Source organism: Afifella marina DSM 2698, from assembly GCF_900102695.1.
Classification (GTDB): Bacteria; Pseudomonadota; Alphaproteobacteria; order Rhizobiales; family Afifellaceae; genus Afifella; species Afifella marina.
The window spans coordinates 312,203-330,532 of the sequence record NZ_FMVW01000002.1; the positions used below are offsets into that span (position 1 = coordinate 312,203).

The 18,330-nt window shown below is 63.4% G+C and carries 20 protein-coding genes; 16 read left to right on the plus strand and 4 right to left on the minus strand.

The genetic code is table 11. From position 1 onward, the window contains the following. Positions 1-234 precede the first annotated feature (234 nt). The gene (locus tag BLP76_RS19155; protein ID WP_170130489.1) at positions 235-2,505 is read right to left on the minus strand and encodes a lytic transglycosylase domain-containing protein; all 2,271 of its coding nucleotides are present in this window, start codon (positions 2,503-2,505) and stop codon (positions 235-237) included. 290 nt (positions 2,506-2,795) lie between these two features. Here BLP76_RS19155 and dapA point away from each other — a divergent pair, with 290 nt between their 5' ends. Both dapA and smpB read left to right on the plus strand, forming a co-directional pair. Beyond that, positions 2,796-3,674 (plus strand): 4-hydroxy-tetrahydrodipicolinate synthase, encoded by an 879-nt coding sequence (gene dapA, locus BLP76_RS06230; RefSeq protein ID WP_092810677.1) that lies wholly within the window; start codon positions 2,796-2,798, stop codon positions 3,672-3,674. A 23-nt stretch (positions 3,675-3,697) separates the two neighbouring features. Continuing rightward, positions 3,698-4,171, plus strand: a complete 474-nt coding sequence (gene smpB, locus BLP76_RS06235) for an SsrA-binding protein SmpB (protein ID WP_092810679.1) — start codon at positions 3,698-3,700, stop codon at positions 4,169-4,171. 29 nt (positions 4,172-4,200) lie between these two features. On the opposite strand, the gene BLP76_RS06240 is transcribed toward smpB, so the two are convergent. The 3 genes from BLP76_RS06240 to BLP76_RS06250 form a co-directional block, all read right to left on the minus strand. Then, on the minus strand, positions 4,201-4,560 hold the full coding sequence (locus BLP76_RS06240; RefSeq protein WP_092810681.1) for a hypothetical protein: 360 nt from the start codon (positions 4,558-4,560) through the stop codon (positions 4,201-4,203). Between the two features lie 106 nt (positions 4,561-4,666). Beyond that, positions 4,667-5,389 (minus strand): uracil-DNA glycosylase, encoded by a 723-nt coding sequence (locus BLP76_RS06245; RefSeq protein ID WP_420867631.1) that lies wholly within the window; start codon positions 5,387-5,389, stop codon positions 4,667-4,669. Further along, positions 5,386-6,027 carry a LabA-like NYN domain-containing protein gene (locus BLP76_RS06250; protein ID WP_092810686.1) on the minus strand — a complete coding sequence of 214 codons (642 nt, stop codon included), beginning with the start codon at positions 6,025-6,027 and terminating at the stop codon, positions 5,386-5,388. Before BLP76_RS06250 ends, BLP76_RS06245 begins: the two co-directional genes overlap by 4 nt. A 185-nt stretch (positions 6,028-6,212) precedes the next feature. Here BLP76_RS06250 and rpoZ point away from each other — a divergent pair, with 185 nt between their 5' ends. From rpoZ to gatA, 14 genes are all read left to right on the plus strand, one after another. Next, entirely contained in the window at positions 6,213-6,584 is a 372-nt protein-coding gene (gene rpoZ, locus BLP76_RS06255; RefSeq protein ID WP_092810689.1) for a DNA-directed RNA polymerase subunit omega, read from the plus strand. 181 nt (positions 6,585-6,765) lie between these two features. Beyond that, on the plus strand, positions 6,766-8,964 hold the full coding sequence (locus BLP76_RS06260; protein WP_092810692.1) for a RelA/SpoT family protein: 2,199 nt from the start codon (positions 6,766-6,768) through the stop codon (positions 8,962-8,964). Between the two features lie 52 nt (positions 8,965-9,016). Beyond that, on the plus strand, positions 9,017-9,607 hold the full coding sequence (locus BLP76_RS06265) for a DUF2062 domain-containing protein (RefSeq protein ID WP_092811344.1): 591 nt from the start codon (positions 9,017-9,019) through the stop codon (positions 9,605-9,607). After that, on the plus strand, positions 9,604-10,365 hold the full coding sequence (locus BLP76_RS06270; protein ID WP_092810694.1) for a pyridoxine 5'-phosphate synthase: 762 nt from the start codon (positions 9,604-9,606) through the stop codon (positions 10,363-10,365). The genes BLP76_RS06265 and BLP76_RS06270 overlap by 4 nt, the downstream gene beginning before the upstream one ends. Continuing rightward, complete coding sequence (gene acpS, locus BLP76_RS06275; protein WP_092810696.1) at positions 10,362-10,763, plus strand: holo-ACP synthase; 402 nt, start codon at positions 10,362-10,364, stop codon at positions 10,761-10,763. The genes BLP76_RS06270 and acpS overlap by 4 nt, the downstream gene beginning before the upstream one ends. A gap of 116 nt (positions 10,764-10,879) precedes the next feature. Then, the gene (gene lepB / locus BLP76_RS06280) at positions 10,880-11,650 is read left to right on the plus strand and encodes a signal peptidase I (protein WP_092810699.1); all 771 of its coding nucleotides are present in this window, start codon (positions 10,880-10,882) and stop codon (positions 11,648-11,650) included. Then, positions 11,647-12,348: a ribonuclease III gene (gene rnc, locus BLP76_RS06285; RefSeq protein WP_092810701.1), complete on the plus strand. Its 702-nt coding sequence runs from the start codon at positions 11,647-11,649 to the stop codon at positions 12,346-12,348. The genes lepB and rnc overlap by 4 nt, the downstream gene beginning before the upstream one ends. After that, entirely contained in the window at positions 12,339-13,289 is a 951-nt protein-coding gene (gene era, locus BLP76_RS06290) for a GTPase Era (protein WP_092810703.1), read from the plus strand. The genes rnc and era overlap by 10 nt, the downstream gene beginning before the upstream one ends. A 295-nt stretch (positions 13,290-13,584) precedes the next feature. Then, the gene (gene ppa / locus BLP76_RS06295) at positions 13,585-14,127 is read left to right on the plus strand and encodes an inorganic diphosphatase (protein WP_092810705.1); all 543 of its coding nucleotides are present in this window, start codon (positions 13,585-13,587) and stop codon (positions 14,125-14,127) included. Between the two features lie 149 nt (positions 14,128-14,276). Then, positions 14,277-15,017, plus strand: coding sequence for a DNA repair protein RecO (recO, locus tag BLP76_RS06300; protein WP_092810707.1), 741 nt, complete (start codon positions 14,277-14,279; stop codon positions 15,015-15,017). A 103-nt stretch (positions 15,018-15,120) separates the two neighbouring features. Then, entirely contained in the window at positions 15,121-15,825 is a 705-nt protein-coding gene (locus BLP76_RS06305; protein ID WP_092810709.1) for a metal-dependent hydrolase, read from the plus strand. Between the two features lie 167 nt (positions 15,826-15,992). Continuing rightward, positions 15,993-16,280 carry an Asp-tRNA(Asn)/Glu-tRNA(Gln) amidotransferase subunit GatC gene (gatC, locus tag BLP76_RS06310; RefSeq protein ID WP_092810711.1) on the plus strand — a complete coding sequence of 96 codons (288 nt, stop codon included), beginning with the start codon at positions 15,993-15,995 and terminating at the stop codon, positions 16,278-16,280. Positions 16,281-16,283: 3 nt separating this feature from the next. Continuing rightward, on the plus strand, positions 16,284-16,763 hold the full coding sequence (locus BLP76_RS06315) for a GNAT family N-acetyltransferase (protein WP_200170599.1): 480 nt from the start codon (positions 16,284-16,286) through the stop codon (positions 16,761-16,763). Between the two features lie 10 nt (positions 16,764-16,773). Further along, positions 16,774-18,255: an Asp-tRNA(Asn)/Glu-tRNA(Gln) amidotransferase subunit GatA gene (gatA, locus tag BLP76_RS06320; RefSeq protein ID WP_092810713.1), complete on the plus strand. Its 1,482-nt coding sequence runs from the start codon at positions 16,774-16,776 to the stop codon at positions 18,253-18,255. The last annotated feature ends 75 nt before the right edge of the window (positions 18,256-18,330 follow it).

Genomic DNA, 18,330 nt, shown 5'->3' on the forward strand with positions numbered 1-18,330 from the left:
CGAATGTAAAACAGGTTCTGCTCGCCTAGCAATTGTTCTTTTGTACGATTATCGGGTCGCTCGATAATTTGGGAGGGGCGCTGGTGTTGTCGGGCGGCGTCGCGTTGCAAACACCGCGTGCGAACGGGGATTTTCGGTGCTGCCCGTCCCAGAAGGCAGGTTTGGGAAGGCCGATTTGGGAAGGACAGTCTCGGGAGGCCGGTCTCTGGGGACGGAGGGCCCCAGGGGAGCGGGCTAACGGACCGGGTCGCCGTGTGCCAGATCCTTGGAGATGGAGAGTGTGTGGCCCAAGCGGCTGCGATAGGCCTGGAGGTTTTCCATCACCTTCTGGACGTAGTTGCGCGTCTCGTCGAAGGGGATCCGCTCCACCCAGTCGACGGGATCGGTCTCCGCACCTCGGGGGTCGCCGTAACGTTTCACCCAATCGATGGCGCGGCCGGGCCCGGCATTATAGCCTGCGAAGGTCATTATATATGAGCCGCGCAGATTGGTCAGGAGCTCGCCGAGATGGGCGGCGCCCAAAGTGGCGTTGTAGACAGGGTCGCTCGACAGGCGTACGAGAGAGAAGGGAAGGCCGATCTGCCGCGCCGTATAGCGCGCGGTCGCCGGCATGAACTGCATCAGCCCGCGCGCCCCGACATGGCTGGTGGCCGACGGATTGAAGGCACTCTCCTGTTTGGAGACCGCATAGAGAAGTGCGCGGTCGACGATCGCCGGCTGCGGAATGTCCGGGGGAACGACTATGAGCGGCGCGCGCAGGGCCCCGACCTCGACGCCGCGGGCATCGGCGCGGGCGGCGGCGAGCATGCCGTAATGCGGTTCGTTGATGCGCCGGGACAGCGTATCGAGAAGCGAAAGCTCGCCCGGGCTCTCAAGCTTGTCGCCGAGCGCCATGAAAAAGGGACGCGTGCGGAAATTGTGCTCCGCCGCCGCCAGACGCTTGATGGCGTGCACTTCCGGCCTTGCGGCAAAGCGCAGCCTGTCGAGCGCGGTCGGGCGCGGCCGGAGTTCGAGCCCCGTATGGGTGAGGCCGAGGGCCTCGCGCGACAGCTGACCATAATATGTGGCGCCGTGGCGGGCGGCGACCGAATAGGCCTTGGCCGCCTGATCGGCATGGCCGCTCGCGGCGTGGGCGCGACCGAGCCAGTAATAGCCGCGCGCGATGGAGCGCGGCTGCGTGGCGACGGCGGCGATCCTGGCGAAATGCGCCCGCGCGGCCCGCGGAGAATTCAGATATCGGAGCGCCAGCCAGCCGGCATGGAACTCCGCTTCGACGATCGCCTCCGGCGATTGCGCGGCATGCGTGGCGGCCACCGAGTAGCCGAGGGCCGGATAGCCTTCTTCCAGAAGCATACGCGCGAGATCCTTGCGCAGCTCCCACCACCGGTCGGCATCGCCGAGCTTGTTGCCGTCGCGCTCCACCAGGCTCATGCGCAACGCGGCTTCGACAAGCTGGTCTTTGCGAATGAGCATGAGGATGCGGGCGTATTCCCAGGCGGGCTCGCCACGGAAACGCGTCTTGATCGCCATCAGGCTCGCGGTCGAGCCGCCGCGGTCGACGGCGGCGGCGACCGCACGTGCCAGCTGGTCGTAGCCCGGACCGATCGCCTGACCGACGCGGATCGCCTCGCCGGTGCGCTTGTGCAGGAGAAGTCTGCGGAAGCGGTAGAGGTGGTCTTCTTTCGACAGCACATCTGCATGCTCGGCCAGGATATGCGCCATCTGCGCGCTCGACAGCGATTCCTCGCGCCAGATCCGGCGAACGATTTTCCGGCTGCGCTTGTGCCAGCCGCGCTCTGAATAGATGTCGGCGAGCCGCAGCCAGCCATCGTCCGTCATCGGCGCGCCTTCGGCATAGAAGGCGAGAATGGCTTCGTCGGTTGGATGCGTGCGCAGGAGCGCCTGTTCGGCACGCAGCCTTAGGAGATCGGGATCAGGCCAGTCCGGGTGTTTGCGTGCGACGTTCTCGATCGTCGACGGGGCGAGGCCGGAGAAGGGGGCGCGGGCGACGAAGAAACGGATGAGCTCGCGGTCGAAGGCGTTCGGAAGGGTCTCGGAGAAGGAGAGTGCGCTCGTATAGGCATCGGCCGTCACGAGATCGAGGCCGCGCTTCAGGAGGCCGGCCTGAGAAAATCCGTAAGGCGGACGATCGTTCTTGATCCGGTTCAGCCGTTCGGCGGCGACGCCCGTCGGGTCCGGACGGGGGCGCGGCCCCAGGAAGGCGAGCTTCTGTGATGCGGCGGGTTCTGGTTTCGTCGGGCCAGAGGTCGTCTCGTCGGCCGCGATCGAGCCGGTCGTCGTTTCCGTCTCGGCCCCCGCCGATGCGTACTTTTCCGGGCCCGGCTCCGCGTTTTCATCGACGGGTTCAGGCGCGGAGGCCTCTGCGGATGGCGCCTCCGCCTCCGCAACAATGTCGGGCTTCGCATCAGCGGAGGAATTCGGCCCGTCTGCACTTTGCGTGGCTGCATTCTGTGTGCCGTCGGTCGCAGGGCGTGGCTCGGGCATTGCGTCCGTCTGTGCGGATGCCTTTTCTGCCGGGCGTGGCTTTGGCAGCATCGGCTGGGCGGGCGCCGCGATCGCCGTGGGCGCAGAAGTCAACGCGAACAGGAACTCCCCAGCCGCGAGGGCAAGGGCGAGGGCTGCGGCGATCGCCGCCGGTTTCCTGCTCGGCAAGATCACGTGTTCGGTTCTGCTTCCTTGCGGCCCCAGAGAGGAGGCGGTGCGCTTGCTCTTGCCAGGATGCGCCACTATCGTCCGCCGCCACAGTCAAAAGGACAGAATTTTTGGGCCAAGTTATGTTCAAGGGGTCAATTCCGGCGCTGGTGACGCCCATGCGCAACGGTAATGTCGATGAAGAGGCGTTCCGCAACTTTCTGGAATGGCAGATTGGCGAGGGCAGCCACGGCTTCGTGCCTGTCGGCACGACCGGCGAATCGCCGACGCTGTCGCATGCGGAGCACAAGCGGGTGGTGGAATTGTGCGTCGAGGTCACGGCCAAACGGGTGCCGGTGATCGCCGGTGCCGGCTCCAACAATACACGCGAGGCGATCGAACTTGCCGAGCATGCGGAGAAGGCAGGTGCCGATGCCGTGCTGGTGGTGACGCCCTATTACAACAAGCCGAGCCAGAAGGGCCTTTACGCACATTTCAAGGCGGTGGCGGACGCGATCTCCATCCCGATCATCATCTACAACATCCCGCCGCGCTCGGTGATCGACATGAGCGTGGAGACGATGAAGCAGCTCTTCGAGGATTGCCCGAACATCGCCGGCGTCAAGGACGCGACGGCCAATCTGGTGCGCGCCAGCCTGCAGCGCCAGGCGATCGGCACGGAATTCAATCAGCTCTCCGGCGAAGACCCGACGGCGCTCGGATTTATGGCGCATGGCGGGCATGGCTGCATTTCGGTGACGGCGAATGTGGCACCGAAGCTCTGTTCGGAATTCCAGAAGGCCTGCATGGCGGGCGATTTCTCAACCGCGCTCGACTATCAGGACCGGCTGATGCCGCTCCATCGCGCATTGTTCCTTGAGCCGAGCCCGGGACCCACCAAATATGCACTCTCGGTGCTCGGAAAGATGAGCGAGGAAGTGCGCTCTCCGATCACCACGATCGGAGAGGAGACCAAGAGCGAGGTGCAGGACGCGCTTCGCCATGCGGGCCTCCTCAATTAACGCAAGGTTGCAGTTGGATTTCGATGGCGAAGAAGACGACGACGAACAACAAGGTTGTGGCCGACAATCGGCGCGCCCGTTTCGATTACGAAATCGGCGAGACGATCGAGGCCGGCCTGCAACTCGTCGGGACCGAGGTGAAGAGCCTCCGGCATAACAAGGCCAATATCGCGGAATCCTATGTGAGCCCGGAAGGCGGCGAGGTGTGGCTGATCAACGGCAACATCCCGGAGTACCTCCAGGCGAACCAGTTCAACCATGATCCGCGACGCAAACGCCGGCTGCTCTTGCATCAACGCGAGATCGACCGGCTGTCGCAGAGCGTCGACCGCGAAGGCATGACCATCGTGCCGTTGCGGCTTTATTTCAACGATCGCGGCATCGCCAAGCTCGCGATCGCGCTTGCCAAGGGCAAGAAGACCCACGACAAGCGCGAGACCGAGAAGAAGCGCGACTGGCAGCGCGAGAAGAACCGGTTGTTGAAGGAGCTCGGCTAGCCGGGCTTCTGCTGCGGTTCAGGGGCGGCTCACGAGAGGAGCTGGCCTGAACTTGCGCTTCTTTCTGTGAGATAAAGCGCCCGGGGCGGAACGGCGATGCCGGCGAGCAGGAACGCCAGCACCATAAAGGCCGCTGCGATCAGATTGAAGCGCCGAACCGGCGCGCCGAAACCTTTCAGAATTTCAAGGGCTTCCTCTGCCTGGCTCGATGGCACGCGCAAGGCGACGCCGCCGAGTGCAACGCTGTAATGCCAGGCGACGGAGATGTGCTGCTGCCCCACCGGCACCACGACGATGCCGTGGGCCTTAAGCATGCAGATGGCGAGCGATGTCTCGCTCAGACCATAGACATGCGCGATCGTCGTCAGATCCTGTGCCGGCTCGGCCATGCCATTCCCCCCACATGTGCGGTGAAGACGTAGCCTTTAAAACAATGTTGCGGCAAGGTTCCGTCGTTTTCTCAACATCGGCCGCAATGTCTTGGTTAGCGAATGATTAACGCGGCTTGCCCAAGAGGTTGCGGATCTCTGCGAACACGCCTTTGAACATCTTTTCCGTCAGAACACCGGTGTTCGTGTTGTAACGCGAGCAATGGTAGCTGTCGAAAAGGCGGAGGCCGCCTGAGGCCTCGCCCGGGATTTCGTGCACTGCGCCATGGCCGAAGGGCGCGTCCTTGAGGCGCAGGCCGAGGGTGCGCACGACGCTGTCATGGGCGATGCGCCCGAGCGCCAGGATGGCCGTAAGATCGGTGTGGCGGGCGATGGTCGCGGCGAGGAACGGCCGGCAATTGTTGATCTCCGCGCCGACCGGCTTGTTCTGCGGCGGCACGCAGCGCACCGCGTTGACGATCGCCGCATCGACCAGTTCGAGCGTGTCGCTCGGATCGGCGCGGTATTCGCCGCGCGCGAAGCCATATTCGATCAGCGTGTCGTAGAGGAGATCGCCGGCATAATCGCCGGTGAAGGGGCGTCCCGTGCGGTTGGCGCCGCGCAGGCCCGGCGCCAGACCGATGATCAAGAGACGGGCAGAGGAGGGGCCGAAGGTCGGCACGGGCGCGTTGTGCCAGGTGGGCTCTTTGGCGCGCCATTCGTTGCGGAATTCGACGAGGCGCGGGCAGAGGGGGCAGTCGCTCGGCGGATTTGCGGGCGGATAGGAGCCGCGAGAGGCCTCCGACGACGACGGCAATTCCCCCGCGGCCGGGTTTTCAGCGTATTTCACCGGGCGCTCGTGTCGACTTCATCATCGTCGTCGTAATAATCGAACTCGTCGTCCTCATAGGTGCCGGGGCTGCCGTCGTTCTCGTCATCGGAGGCGGGACGTGTGCGGGCGGGGCCGGCACGACCGAATTCGGCTGCCATGTCGGCGAGCTCGAGAAAATGGTCGGCCTGGCGACGAAGGTCGTCGGAGATCATCGGCGGCTGCGATTTCAAGGTGGAGGCAACGGTCACCTTCTTGCCCTTGCGCTGCAAGGCGTCGACCAGATAGCGGAAGTCTCCGTCGCCGGAGAAGAGAATGAGATGGTCGATGTGCTCGGCGATTTCCATGGCATCGACCGCGAGCTCGATGTCCATATTGCCCTTGACCTTCCGCCGACCCTGCGCGTCGGTGAATTCCTTCAAAGGCTTGGTGACGATGCGGTAACCGTTGTAATCGAGCCAATCGATCAGCGGGCGGATCGAAGAATATTCCTGATCCTCGGCGAGCGCAGTATAATAAACCGCGCGCAAGACATAGGCTTTCTTGCGAAAGCTATCGAGAAGGCGGCGATAATCGATGTCGAAACCGAGCGAGCGGGATGTTGCGTAAAGATTGGCTCCATCCAGAAATAAGGCAACTTTTTCACGCGCATCGAACATCGTGAACCTCCTCTAAGACAATGTGTTTTCTTGGAAATTTTTGCCGCACCAAGAAAGTTGCCAACGCCTAAGTGAGGGATTCGGCGCTTTCAAGGCAGGCTGTTCGTAAACCTTGCGAGACTGTTGAAAAAGGCCTATGGGGAACCCAATTCCCGTTTTCGAACGATTTTTGAGGAGGTGCATCCATGGCGCGCGTCACCGTGGAAGATTGCGTCGACAAGGTCGATAACCGGTTCGATCTCGTGCTTCTTGCGGCGCACCGCTCGCGCACGATCTCGAATGGTTCACCGCTGACGGTGGACCGGGACAACGACAAGAACCCCGTCGTTGCCTTGCGGGAGATTGCCGACGAGACGATTCAGCCCGAGGATATGAAAGAAGATCTCATTCATTCCTTGCAGAAGTTCGTCGAGGTCGACGAGCCGGAGCCGGCTCCGGAAGAGATCGAAGCCCAGAGCGGCGGTGCAGAAGACGAAATGACCTTCGATCGGATGAGCGAAGAAGAGCTTCTGCGCGGTCTGGAGAGCCTCGATCCGCCCGAGCGGCGCGACGACTGAGAACGGCCTCAGGACATCGGCGGCGGGGCTTTTTCCCCGCCGCGACGATAAAGTCCCGCCGCTGCGGGGCTTTTTTTTTCGCATGGATGCGCTCAGCCTTTGTAAAGCCTATATCCGGCAAAATGCATTGAAAGCGGTTCACTAGCCGCACAGGGCTGCAAGGCCGCGAGGACGTCTGGGGATGATGCGCCAATACGAGCTGGTCGAGCGGGTCGCCGCCTACAATCCAGCCGTCAATGAAGATCTGCTCAACCGCGCATATGTCTATGCCATGAAGAAGCATGGCACGCAGAAGCGCGCCTCCGGCGACCCCTACTTTTCCCATCCCCTCGAAGTCGCTGCGATCATTACCGAACTCAGGATGGACGACGCCTCCGTCGCCGTCGCGCTTCTCCATGACACGATCGAAGATACGAGTGCCACGCGCGACGAGATCGACAAGCTCTTCGGCACCGAGATCGGGCGCCTCGTCGACGGGCTGACGAAAATCGACCGGCTCGACCTCATGTCGCGCGAGGCGCGGCAGGCGGAGAGCCTCAGAAAGCTGCTTCTCGCCGTCGCCGACGATGTGCGCGTGCTTCTCGTCAAGCTCGCCGACCGTCTGCACAATATGCGTACGATCCAATACGTGCCGGAGGCGAAGCGCGGCCGCATCGCCGAAGAGACGATGGAGATCTATGCGCCGCTCGCCGGGCGCATGGGCATGCAGGCCGTGCGCGAGGAGCTGGAGGAGCTTTCGTTTCGCACGCTCAATCCGGAAGCCTATGCGACGATCGCGGCAAAGCTCGTCGATCTTCGCGAGCGCACCGGCGGCGACATCGAGACGATCCAGGTGGCGCTTGAAAAGAGGTTGCAGGACAGCGGCATCAACGGCGAGATCCGCGGCCGGCAGAAGCGGCCTTATTCGATCTTCGCCAAGATGCAGCGCAAGGCCGTCGGCTTTGAGCAATTGTCGGATATTTTCGGCTTCCGCATCTTCTTTCACGACGTGAGCGACTGCTACCGGGCGCTCGGGGCCGTGCATACGGAATGGCGGATGGTGCCGGGGCGGTTCAAGGATTACATCTCGACGCCCAAGCAGAACGGCTATCAATCGCTGCATACGACCGTGGTCGGACCCGGCAAGCAGCGCGTCGAGCTGCAGCTTCGCACCTATGATATGGACCGGATCGCCGAATACGGCATCGCCGCGCATCCGCTCTACAAGGACGGGATTGCGGCCGACCGCGACCGGCTGGCGCGCGAATCCTCCGCCTATGCCTGGCTGCGCCAGACGGTGGAACACATCGCCCATGGCGACGCGCCGGAAGAGTTTCTGGAAAACACCAAGCTCGAGCTCTTTCAGGACCAGGTCTTCTGCTTCACGCCGAAAGGGCGCCTCATCGCGCTGCCGCGCGGCGCGACGCCGATCGACTTCGCCTATGCGGTGCATACCGATATCGGCGACACCTGCGTCGGGGCGAAGGTCAATGGCAAGCTGACGCCGCTCGTGACGCCCCTGGAGAACGGCGACGAGGTGGAGATCGTGCGCTCCGAAGCGCAGCGGCCGCCGCCCGCATGGGAATCCGTCGTCGTGACCGGCAAGGCGCGCGCCGCCATCCGCCGCGCCACGCGCGCCCATGTGCGCAAGCAATATGCGGGGCTCGGCCGCCATACGCTGCACCGGGCCTTCGAGCGGCTCGAGGAGCCTTGGTCGGAGGCGCGCCTCAAGGAGCATGTCGGCCATTTCGGCTTCGAAGACGTCGAAGATCTCCTCGCCGCCGTCGGCCGCGGTCAGGTCAATGCCGAAGCGGTGATGAACTCCGTCTTCCCCGAACGCATGGCCGCGACGCAGGCGGGGGCGCGCACCAATACCTGGCACGATAGCGCGCGGGCGAGCCTCGGCTTCAACCTCGACGAGGAAGGCCGTCGCGGCGCGCATGACGACAACGCCCTGCCCATCCGCGGGGCGAGCGGCGACATGCCGATCCGTTTCGATCCGGAGGGCGGTGCGGTGCCGGGCGACCGTATCGTGGGCATCCTCACACCAGGTGAGGGGATTACCATCTATCCGATCCATTCTCCGGCTTTGACGGAATTTGAGAACGAGCCGGATCGGTGGGTCGATGTGCGCTGGGACATTCCGGGCGGCTCTGCAGAGAGATTTCCGGCCCGGATACGGGTTTCGACGCTCAACGAGCCGGGATCTCTTGCCGAAATCGCAGATTCGATCGGTCGTAGTGACGGAAATATCGACAATCTTCGGATGTTGCAGCGCCGTCGAGACTTTACCGAGCTTGAAATCGATCTAGAAGTCTGGAACCTCAAGCATTTGAACCACATCATGCGGAACTTGAGGGCGAAATCGGTGGTGAGCGGCGTGGTGCGCGTCAACGGATAGTTTGGATTTCAAGCCGCTGGATCGTTCTGGCGGAGAGATCAGAAGGCGAAAGATGCTGTTTCGCAGACGTATAGAGGAAGGTCGTTTTCAGCGCTTGCGCGTCTGGCTTTGGCCGCGTTCGAGCTGGCGACGCTCGTTTCTCTATTTCATGAAGCGGATTTTGCGGCTCTCGGCGACGCCGCATGCGATCGCCGCGGGCTGCGCAGCCGGCGTCTTCACCTCGTTCACGCCGTTTCTCGGTCTGCATTTCGTGATTTCCTTCGCCATTGCCTGGCTCATCGGTGGCAACCTCATCGCCGCGGCACTCGGCACCTCGATCGGAAATCCGCTCACCTTTCCCTTCATCTGGGCCGCGACCTACAAGCTCGGGCATCTTCTGTGGCGCGGCGCGCACGAACTGCCGCCGCCCCGGCTCGGACACGATCTGGTGGAGAAATCCTTCGAGCAGCTTCTGCCGATCCTGAAGCCGATGACGGTCGGAGCCATCCCGCTCGGGCTCGTCGCCGGCATCATCACCTACACGATTGTCTACAGGCTCGTGGCGGCCTATCAGGCAAACCGGCGAGAGCGCTTCGTCGCGCGGCGCAAGCCGGCCGCGAACGATGCCCCGCAGAACGGTGCAAGCTTCAACGGAATTCAATGACCTCTTCGCTTCGGCTCGGTATCAACATCGATCACGTGGCAACGGTGCGCAATGCGCGCGGCGGTGACCATCCAGACCCCCTAAGAGCGGCGAAAATCGCCGAGGAGGCTGGCGCCGACGGCATCACCGCACATCTGCGCGAAGATCGCCGCCATATCCGCGACGGCGATATCGATCGGCTGATGAGCGAGATCTCGTTGCCGCTCAATCTGGAGATGGCGGCGACCGAGGAGATGCTCGAAATCGCGCTGAAGCACGGCCCGCATGCGGCCTGCCTCGTTCCTGAAAGGCGCGAGGAGCGCACCACGGAAGGCGGGCTCGACGCGGCCGGCAGCCTCACACGGCTTCGGCCGATCGTGAGCGCGCTCAACGAAAGGGGCGTGCGCGTCTCGCTGTTCATCGAGCCGGCGAAGGCGCAGCTCGATGCGGCCCGCACGCTTCACGCGCCGGTCGTCGAATTGCACACCGGGCGCTTCTGCGATCTCTGGCGCGAGGGCGACGAGGCCGGCGCCGAAGAGGAGCGCCAGCGCATTGCGGAGATGGCGCGCTATGGCGCTTCGATCGGGCTCGAAGTGCACGCAGGCCATGGGCTCGGCTATGACAATGTGGCGCCGATCGCCGCGCTTGCCGAAGTCCGCGAGCTCAATATCGGCCATTACCTCATCGGCGAGGCGATCTTCGTGGGGCTCGGCGAGAGCATCCGCGAAATGCGCCGGCTGATGGATGCGGCCCGCGCGCAAGCCGGAGAGGTGGCATGATCATCGGGCTCGGCTCCGATCTCATCGACATTCGGCGGGTGGAACAGACGCTCGATCGTTTCGGTATGCGGTTCGTCGAACGCGTCTTCACCGAGGTGGAGCGCGCGAAATCGGAACGCCGGCGGATGCGGGCGGCCTCTTATGCCAAGCGCTTCGCCGCCAAGGAGGCCTGTTCCAAGGCGCTCGGGACGGGCCTGCGGCAGGGCGTCTTCTGGCGCGATATGGGGGTGGTCAATCTCCCATCCGGCAAGCCCACCATGCGGCTGACCGGCGGGGCGGCGGAAGTGCTTGCCCGGATGACGCCCGAGGGCTACGAAGCGCTCATCCATCTCACCATCACCGACGACGGCCCGCTGGCGCAGGCTTTCGTGGTGATCGAGGCGGTGCGCGCAGACTGACGGCGCTGCCCCATTCAGGCCTCAAAAACAGAATTAATGCGCAGCAGAGACGGCCCGGCGTTGCAGGCGGGGAACGCTGCCGTTAAACCCGCGAGCAATTTCCCAAGGACGGAGCCATGAACGTGGCCGAACGCAGCGCCGAATCCGAGAAAGCCAAATCGAGCGGAGGCCTGGGCGAAACGCTCAAGGTCGTTATCCAGGCGCTCTTGATCGCGCTCGTCTTCCGCACCTTTCTCTATCACCCTTTCAACATTCCTTCCGGATCGATGATGCCGACACTTCTCGTCGGCGATTATCTCTTCGTCTCGAAGTTCAGCTACGGTTATTCGCGCTACTCTTTCCCGATCGACCTGTCGTTCATTCACGGCCGCATCTGGGAAGGGGACGGGCCGAAGCGCGGCGATGTCGCGGTCTTCCGGCTGCCGCGCGATCCCAAGACCGATTACATCAAGCGCGTCATCGGACTGCCCGGCGACAAGATCCAGATGAAGAACGGCCTTCTCTACATCAACGGTACGCCGGTGGAGCGCGAACGCGTCGAGGATTACACCGGCGAGAACGCCTTCGGTCAGGAGATCAAGGTCGCGCAGTACCGCGAAACGCTGCCGGACGGCGTCAGCTATATGACGCTCGACCTCACGCCCAACGGCGAGAAGGACAATACCGGCGTCTACGAAGTGCCGGCCGGCCATTATTTCATGATGGGCGACAATCGCGACAATTCCTCCGACAGCCGCTTTTTGAATTTCGTCGGCTTCGTGCCGGAGGAAAATCTCGTCGGTCGCGCCGAGGTCATCTTCTTCTCGGTCGAGGAGGACAGCCATGTCTGGGAATTCTGGCGGTGGCCGTGGTCGTTGCGTTACAACCGGCTGCTTGAAGCATTATGAGCGGCAAGGCTTCGATCGGCGATCTTGAAGAGCGGATCGGCCATCATTTCGCCCGCCCGGACCTTCTCAAGCGCGCGCTGACGCATGCGAGCGCGATTGGTGACGAGCGGCGCGGCGATCCGCTTAATACCTATGAACGGCTGGAGTTCCTGGGCGACCGGGTGCTCGGCCTCGTGATTGCCGATTTGTTGATCGAGGAATATCCGCAGGCGCCGGAGGGCGAGTTGTCCCGCCGGCTCGCACGGCTCGTCAATCGCGACGCCTGTGCGGAAGTGGCGGAGGAGATGCATCTTGCCGAGCATTACCGCGTCGGCGAGAGCCTGGCGCGGGCGACGGAGCGCACGGCGCGGTCGATCCTCGCCGATACATGTGAATCGGTGATCGGCGCGGTCTTCCGCGATGCCGGCCTGGATGCGGCCAAGGTCATCATTCACCGTTTTTGGATCAAGCGGCTGCGGACGATGCAGGGCCCGCTGCGGGACGCCAAGACCGAATTGCAGGAATGGGCGCATCGCAACGGGCACGGGACGCCGCGCTATCAGGAGAGTGGACGAAGAGGGCCGGACCATGCGCCGGAATTCTCCGTCAAAGTTTTGATCGAAGGCGCCGAAGGGGCAGAGGGCCGAGGCCCGTCGAAGCGAGAGGCCGAACATGCGGCCGCTTCCGCCATTCTGCGTCGCGAGGGGGTATGGCTGTGACAACCGAGCTTGAAAGCCCGGCATCATCTGAAAGCGAAGAGCGAACGCGGGCGGGCTTCGTGGCCCTGATCGGCGCGCCGAATGCGGGCAAGTCGACGCTGTTAAACCAGCTCGTCGGCACCAAGGTGGCGATCGTCACGCATAAGGTGCAGACGACGCGCTCCGTCATCCGCGGCATTGCCATGCACGAAGGCGCGCAGATCGTCTTCGTCGATACGCCCGGTATCTTCGCGCCGAAGAAGCGTCTGGAAAAGGCGATGGTGAGCACCGCCTGGGCGCAGGTGGCCGATGCCGATATCACCGCCGTTCTGATCGATGCACGTGTCGGGCTCGACGAAGCCGCGCTCGGCATCATCGACCGCCTGGGCGAATCCGGGGCGCGCGAAGACAAGCGCGTCCTGATCTTGAACAAGATCGACCTCGTGCGCCGCGACGCGCTTTTGGCCATCACGGCGGAGGTGAATGCGCGGCTGCCGTTCTCCCGCACCTTCATGGTGTCGGCGGCGAACGGCGACGGCGTCAGCGACCTTCTGGGGTTTTTCTCCGAGGCGATGCCGGAGGGGCCGTATCTCTATCCGGAAGATCAGGTCTCCGACCTGCCGATACGCGCGATCGCGGCCGAGGTGACGCGCGAGAAGCTGATGCTGCGCCTGCATCAGGAGGTGCCGTATTCGGCGACGGTCGAGACGGAAAGCTGGGAAGAAAAGCGCGACGGATCGGTGAGGATCAGCCAGGTGATCTTCGTGGAGCGCGAAAGCCACCGCAAGATCCTGCTCGGCAAGGGCGGCGAGACGATCAAGCAGATCTCGATCGCCGCACGCCGCGAGCTGCACCACATGCTGGAGCGCAAGGTGCACCTCTTCCTGTTCGTGAAGGTGCGCGAAGGCTGGACGGACGATCCCGAACGCTACCGGGAGATGGGCCTGGAATTTCCGAAATAGCGGCGTTGCGGCGCTCGTCGTAAATCGAAATTCACTTTCCGCAACCTATAAGCTCTTCCAGTCGATGATGCCGATCCCAGCCGAAAGGTGCATTGAGCCCGATTTGCCGGCATGGCAGAGCGCATGTCTTTCACCGGCAGGGCCATCCTGCGATTGGCTTTGCCGGCGCAGCTTTCGCCACACGGCGCTGCGCTCCGGAATCTTCCTGAATCGCCTCAAAGGGCTGGCGGGCGATTTCAAACTTATGAATCTACTTTAAGAAGGGCGGCACGAGCAGCCCGCTGCGAGGATCTTTATGGACCTACGTCATATCTCTGTCGGCAAGAACCCGCCCCGGGATCTTCATGCCATCGTCGAAATTCCGCTCGGCGGCATTCCGGTGAAATACGAGCTCGAGAAGAAGTCGGGCGCGATCTTCGTCGATCGGTTCCTGCACACGGCGATGTTCTATCCGGGCAATTACGGCTTCATCCCGCACACGCTCTCGCCGGACGGCGATCCTTGCGACATTATGGTGGTGAGCCAGGTGCCGGTGGTGCCGGGTGCCGTCATCCGCTGCCGTCCGGTCGGGGCGCTGATCATGGAAGACGAATCGGGCGGCGACGAGAAGATCATCGCCGTGCCGGTCGACGAGCTGCATCCGTTCTATACCGGCGTGCGCAGCTATCTCGATCTGCCGCAGATCATGTGCGAGCAGATCGCCCACTTCTTCCAGCATTATAAGGATCTGGAGAAGGGCAAGTGGGTCGATGTCGGCCGCTGGGTCGACACGGAAGGCGCCGAGCAGTTGGTCATCGAAGGTATCGAGCGCGCCAAGGCCAAGGCCGCCGAAAAGTAAGCATCACCGCGAAGCGGCGCGACGCCTGGCGCGTTGTGCCGCTCGCTCTCTGCCCGTCTCTCGCTTGCGTGCGTCTTTCGCCGGATCGCCGCATCGCATGCGAACGAGAAGTGTTTCCGTCGCCGGATGAAACGCACTAAGCCTGCGCCATGGAATGGTCGGAGCACGGTATCGTCCTGTCCACGCGCCGGCATGGCGAGGCGGACATCATCCTCGAGGTGATGACGGAAGCGCGCGGCCGTCATCTCGGCCTCGTCAAGGGCGGGCGCTCGCGCCGCCAGCGGCCGATCCTGCAGCCGGGCAATACCTTGTCGCTCACCTGGCGGGCGAGACTCGACGCGCATCTCGGCAATTTCCGCGCCGAACCCATCATAGAACGCGCCGCCGCCATCATGGCCGACCGAACCGCGTCCTACGGCATGCAGCTTCTCTCGGCGCATTTCAGGCTTCTGCCGGAGCGCGACCCGCATCCGGCCCTGCATGCGGCGCTCAGGACACTCCTCGACGGGGCGCTCAGCGCCGATGCCGCGCGCGCGGGCTTTGCCGCGGGGATGGTGCATTTCGAGATCATGCTTCTGGAGGAGCTCGGCGTCGGGCTCGATCTCACCGCCTGTGCGGCGACCGGCACGACGGAGCAGCTCGTCTATGTGTCGCCGAAATCCGGCCGCGCGGTGAGCGAGGGGGCAGGGGCGCCTTACCGGGACCGATTGCTGCCGTTGCCGGCCTTTTTGCGGGCAGAAGGCGACGAGGCGCCGCCTGACGAGGAAGATCTGGCGGCGGGCTTTGCCATTACCGGGCTGTTTCTCGAGCGGCATGTGCTGGCGCCCAGAGGCCTCGGCCTGCCCGAGATGCGCCAGGCCTTTATCCGCACAGCGCTGGCGCGACCGTGAACGTTGCCGTGCCGGACCTCATCATGCCGCGCGCTTTGTCCGGGGCCCTCGTCATGTCGTGAAAGCCCGCTAGACTTATCGCCGAACAAGGGAGGCTTATCTCATGAAAGTGACCTGGCTCGGACATTCCGCATTCCGTCTCGAATTCGCCGACAAGGTGGTGATGATCGACCCGTTCCTGTCGGATTCGCCCGTCTTCGAGGGCGACCCGCTGGATGTGGCGAAAGGGGCGACGCATGTTCTCCTGACGCATGGCCACAGCGACCATACCGGTGACACGCTGCCAATCCTCAAGGAGACGGGGGCTATGCTCGTCTCCTCCTTCGAGGTGTGCATGTATCTCGCTGAGCAGGGCGTCGACGAGAACAAGATCAATCCCGGCAATCACGGCGGTACGGTCGATTGCGGCGGCTTCACCGTCTCCTTCGTCAATGCGCTGCATTCCTCCTCGATGATGGTCGACGGCAAGCCGGTCTATCTCGGCAATCCGATGGGCCTCGTCGTCAAGGCGCCGGGCGAGAAGGTGCTCTACCATATGGGCGACACCGACATTTTCGGCGACATGGCTCTCGTCCACGAGCGGCACAAGCCGGACATCGGCATCGTGCCGATCGGCGATCGCTTTACGATGGGCGGCGAGACGGCGGCGCTCGCCTGCCAGCGCTATTTCGAGTTCGAAAAGATCTTCCCGTGCCATTATCGCACCTTCCCGCTGGTCGATCAGACGCCGGACAAGTTCCTGGCGGCGCTCGGCGACGATGCCGGCAAGGTGCTGGTGCCCGAGGTCGGAGAGACGATGGAGGTCTGAGGCGTCCGGCCTTCTAAGGCTTCGGGCGTGGGGCGGCGTTTCGTGTCCGCCCCGCGCCTCCTGCCTGCACGGGCCTGCCTGCACGGGATGGATCGTGCGCCTGGGCCTCAGGGCGTTGCCGCGCCGGTTTCTGCGGTCTATAGCGGGCCGGAGAAGAGGGGTTTTTTATGTCCGTCGATCTTTCAACCGTCAAACGCGTCGCGCATCTCGCCCGCATCAAAGTCACCGAGGAAGAGGCCGAGGGCCTGCGCGGCGAGCTCAACACCATTCTCGGCTTCGTCGAGCAATTGCAGGAAGTCGATGTCGAGGGCGTCGAGCCGATGACCTCCGTCGCCGCCATGACGCTCAAGATGCGGGCCGACGAGATCACCGACGGGGCCAAGGCCGCCGACATCGTCGCCAACGCGCCTTTGAGCGAAGACAATTTCTTCCTGGTTCCCAAAGTCGTGGAATGAGCCGTGACGGCGGTTCTGGAACAGTCAGCGTCTATTGCTGCGGAGCATCCCGATCAGCCGGAGGTGCGTGAGCTCATCGCCGAGCTCAACGCCCATCTTCTGTCTTTCTACCTTCCCGAGGCCTGCCACCATATGACGGTGGCGGAATTGTCTGAGCCCAATATCGTGTTCTTCGTCGCCCGTGAGCGGGGCAAAGCCGTCGGCTGCGGAGCGCTGCGGGTTCTGTCTGCGGAAGAGGGCGAGGTGAAGCGGATGTATGTGGCGCCGGGACAGCAGGGGCGGGGCCTCGGCCGTCTGATTCTCACGGCGATCGAAGCGCGCGCCCGCGACATGGCGCTTGCCACGCTTCTTCTGGAAACCGGCGACCAACAAGCGGCCGCTCTCAGCCTTTACCGTTCGGCCGGCTTTGCCGTCCGCGGTCCTTATCTCGATTATCCCGATGACGGCGTCTCCATTTTCATGGAAAAACGCCTTTCCAACTGAGCCGATTTCGATGACCGATCTTACTTCCCTCACCATCGCCGAGATCGGCGATGGCCTTGCCGCCAAGTCGTTCTCCGCCGTGGAGCTGACGGAGGCGTATCTCTCCGCCATCGAAGCGGCGAACGATGCGCTCAACGCCTATGTGGCGGTGACGCCCGACAAGGCGCGCGACATGGCGAAAGCTTCCGATGAGCGCCTCGCCAAGGGCGAGGGAGGGACGCTCGAGGGCGTGCCGCTCGGCATCAAGGATCTCTTCGCCACCGAAGGCGTGCATTCGCAGGCGGGCTCGCACATCCTCGACGGCTTTCTGCCGCGCTACGAATCAACGGTGACGGCCAATCTGTGGGCCGATGGCGCCGTCATGCTCGGCAAGCTCAACATGGACGAGTTCGCCATGGGCTCCTCCAACGAGACCTCGTATTACGGCCCGGTCGTCAGCCCGTGGCGGGCGAAGGGGTCGAACACCGATCTCGTGCCGGGCGGTTCCTCGGGCGGCTCGGCGGCCGCGGTTGCGGCCAATCTCTGCGCCGGCGCGACGGCGACGGATACGGGCGGTTCGATCCGCCAGCCGGCGGCCTTCACCGGCACCGTCGGCATCAAGCCGACCTACGGGCGCTGCTCGCGCTGGGGCATTGTCGCCTTCGCCTCCTCGCTCGACCAGGCGGGCCCGATCGCCCGCACCGTCAAGGACGCGGCGATCATGCTGAAATCCATGGCCTCGGTCGATGCGAAGGATTCCACCTCCGTCGACATCGCCGTGCCGGATTATCCGGCCGCGATTGGCGAAAGCGTCAAGGGGCTGAAGATCGGCGTGCCGAAGGAATACCGCGTCGAGGGGATGCCGGAGGAGATCGAAAAACTCTGGCAGCAAGGCATCGACTGGTACCGCGACGCAGGCGCCGAGATCGTCGAAGTGTCGCTGCCGCACACCAAATACGCGCTGCCGGCCTATTACATCGTGGCGCCGGCCGAGGCTTCGTCCAACCTCGCGCGCTATGACGGCGTGCGCTACGGCCTGCGCGTCGATGGCGACGACATCATCGGCATGTACGAAAAGACGCGTGCGGCGGGCTTCGGCCGCGAGGTGAAGCGGCGCATCATGATCGGCACCTATGTGCTCTCCGCCGGCTATTACGACGCCTATTACCTGCGCGCCCAGAAGGTGCGTACGCTGATCAAGCGCGATTTCGAGGATGTCTTTGCCGCGGGCGTCGACGCCATTCTGACGCCGGCGACGCCGTCGGCCGCCTTCGGCATCGCCGACCAGGAGATGAATTCCGACCCGGTGAAAATGTATCTGAACGACGTCTTCACGGTGACGGTGAACATGGCGGGGCTTCCGGGCATTTCGGTGCCGGCCGGCCTCGATACCAAGGGGCTGCCGCTCGGCCTGCAGCTTATCGGCCGTCCCTTCGATGAGGCGACTTTGTTCAAGGCCGGGCAGGTGATCGAAGACGCGGCTGGCGCCTTCAAGCCGGAGCGCTGGTGGTGAGGATGCATTTGTCTTTGTTCGCTTTATGTTCTATACTCTCTCATGGCATTTGATTCACGGGCCATAGCGAATCAT

Bases quoted from the DNA above. Each gene is read 5' to 3' on its own strand.
- BLP76_RS06260 (WP_092810692.1), top strand. From the start codon at position 6,766: ATGATGCGCCAATACGAGCTGGTCGAGCGGGTCGCCGCCTACAATCCA.
- dapA (WP_092810677.1), top strand. From the start codon at position 2,796: ATGTTCAAGGGGTCAATTCCGGCGCTGGTGACGCCCATGCGCAACGGT.
- rnc (WP_092810701.1), top strand. From the start codon at position 11,647: ATGAGCGGCAAGGCTTCGATCGGCGATCTTGAAGAGCGGATCGGCCAT.
- BLP76_RS06240 (WP_092810681.1), bottom strand. From the start codon at position 4,560: ATGGCCGAGCCGGCACAGGATCTGACGACGATCGCGCATGTCTATGGT.
- acpS (WP_092810696.1), top strand. From the start codon at position 10,362: ATGATCATCGGGCTCGGCTCCGATCTCATCGACATTCGGCGGGTGGAA.
- smpB (WP_092810679.1), top strand. From the start codon at position 3,698: ATGGCGAAGAAGACGACGACGAACAACAAGGTTGTGGCCGACAATCGG.
- gatA (WP_092810713.1), top strand. From the start codon at position 16,774: ATGACCGATCTTACTTCCCTCACCATCGCCGAGATCGGCGATGGCCTT.
- BLP76_RS06250 (WP_092810686.1), bottom strand. From the start codon at position 6,027: ATGTTCGATGCGCGTGAAAAAGTTGCCTTATTTCTGGATGGAGCCAAT.
- era (WP_092810703.1), top strand. From the start codon at position 12,339: ATGGCTGTGACAACCGAGCTTGAAAGCCCGGCATCATCTGAAAGCGAA.
- BLP76_RS06270 (WP_092810694.1), top strand. From the start codon at position 9,604: ATGACCTCTTCGCTTCGGCTCGGTATCAACATCGATCACGTGGCAACG.
- lepB (WP_092810699.1), top strand. From the start codon at position 10,880: ATGAACGTGGCCGAACGCAGCGCCGAATCCGAGAAAGCCAAATCGAGC.
- ppa (WP_092810705.1), top strand. From the start codon at position 13,585: ATGGACCTACGTCATATCTCTGTCGGCAAGAACCCGCCCCGGGATCTT.
- BLP76_RS19155 (WP_170130489.1), bottom strand. From the start codon at position 2,505: ATGCCCGAGCCACGCCCTGCGACCGACGGCACACAGAATGCAGCCACG.
- gatC (WP_092810711.1), top strand. From the start codon at position 15,993: ATGTCCGTCGATCTTTCAACCGTCAAACGCGTCGCGCATCTCGCCCGC.
- BLP76_RS06305 (WP_092810709.1), top strand. From the start codon at position 15,121: ATGAAAGTGACCTGGCTCGGACATTCCGCATTCCGTCTCGAATTCGCC.
- BLP76_RS06265 (WP_092811344.1), top strand. From the start codon at position 9,017: ATGCTGTTTCGCAGACGTATAGAGGAAGGTCGTTTTCAGCGCTTGCGC.
- rpoZ (WP_092810689.1), top strand. From the start codon at position 6,213: ATGGCGCGCGTCACCGTGGAAGATTGCGTCGACAAGGTCGATAACCGG.
- recO (WP_092810707.1), top strand. From the start codon at position 14,277: ATGGAATGGTCGGAGCACGGTATCGTCCTGTCCACGCGCCGGCATGGC.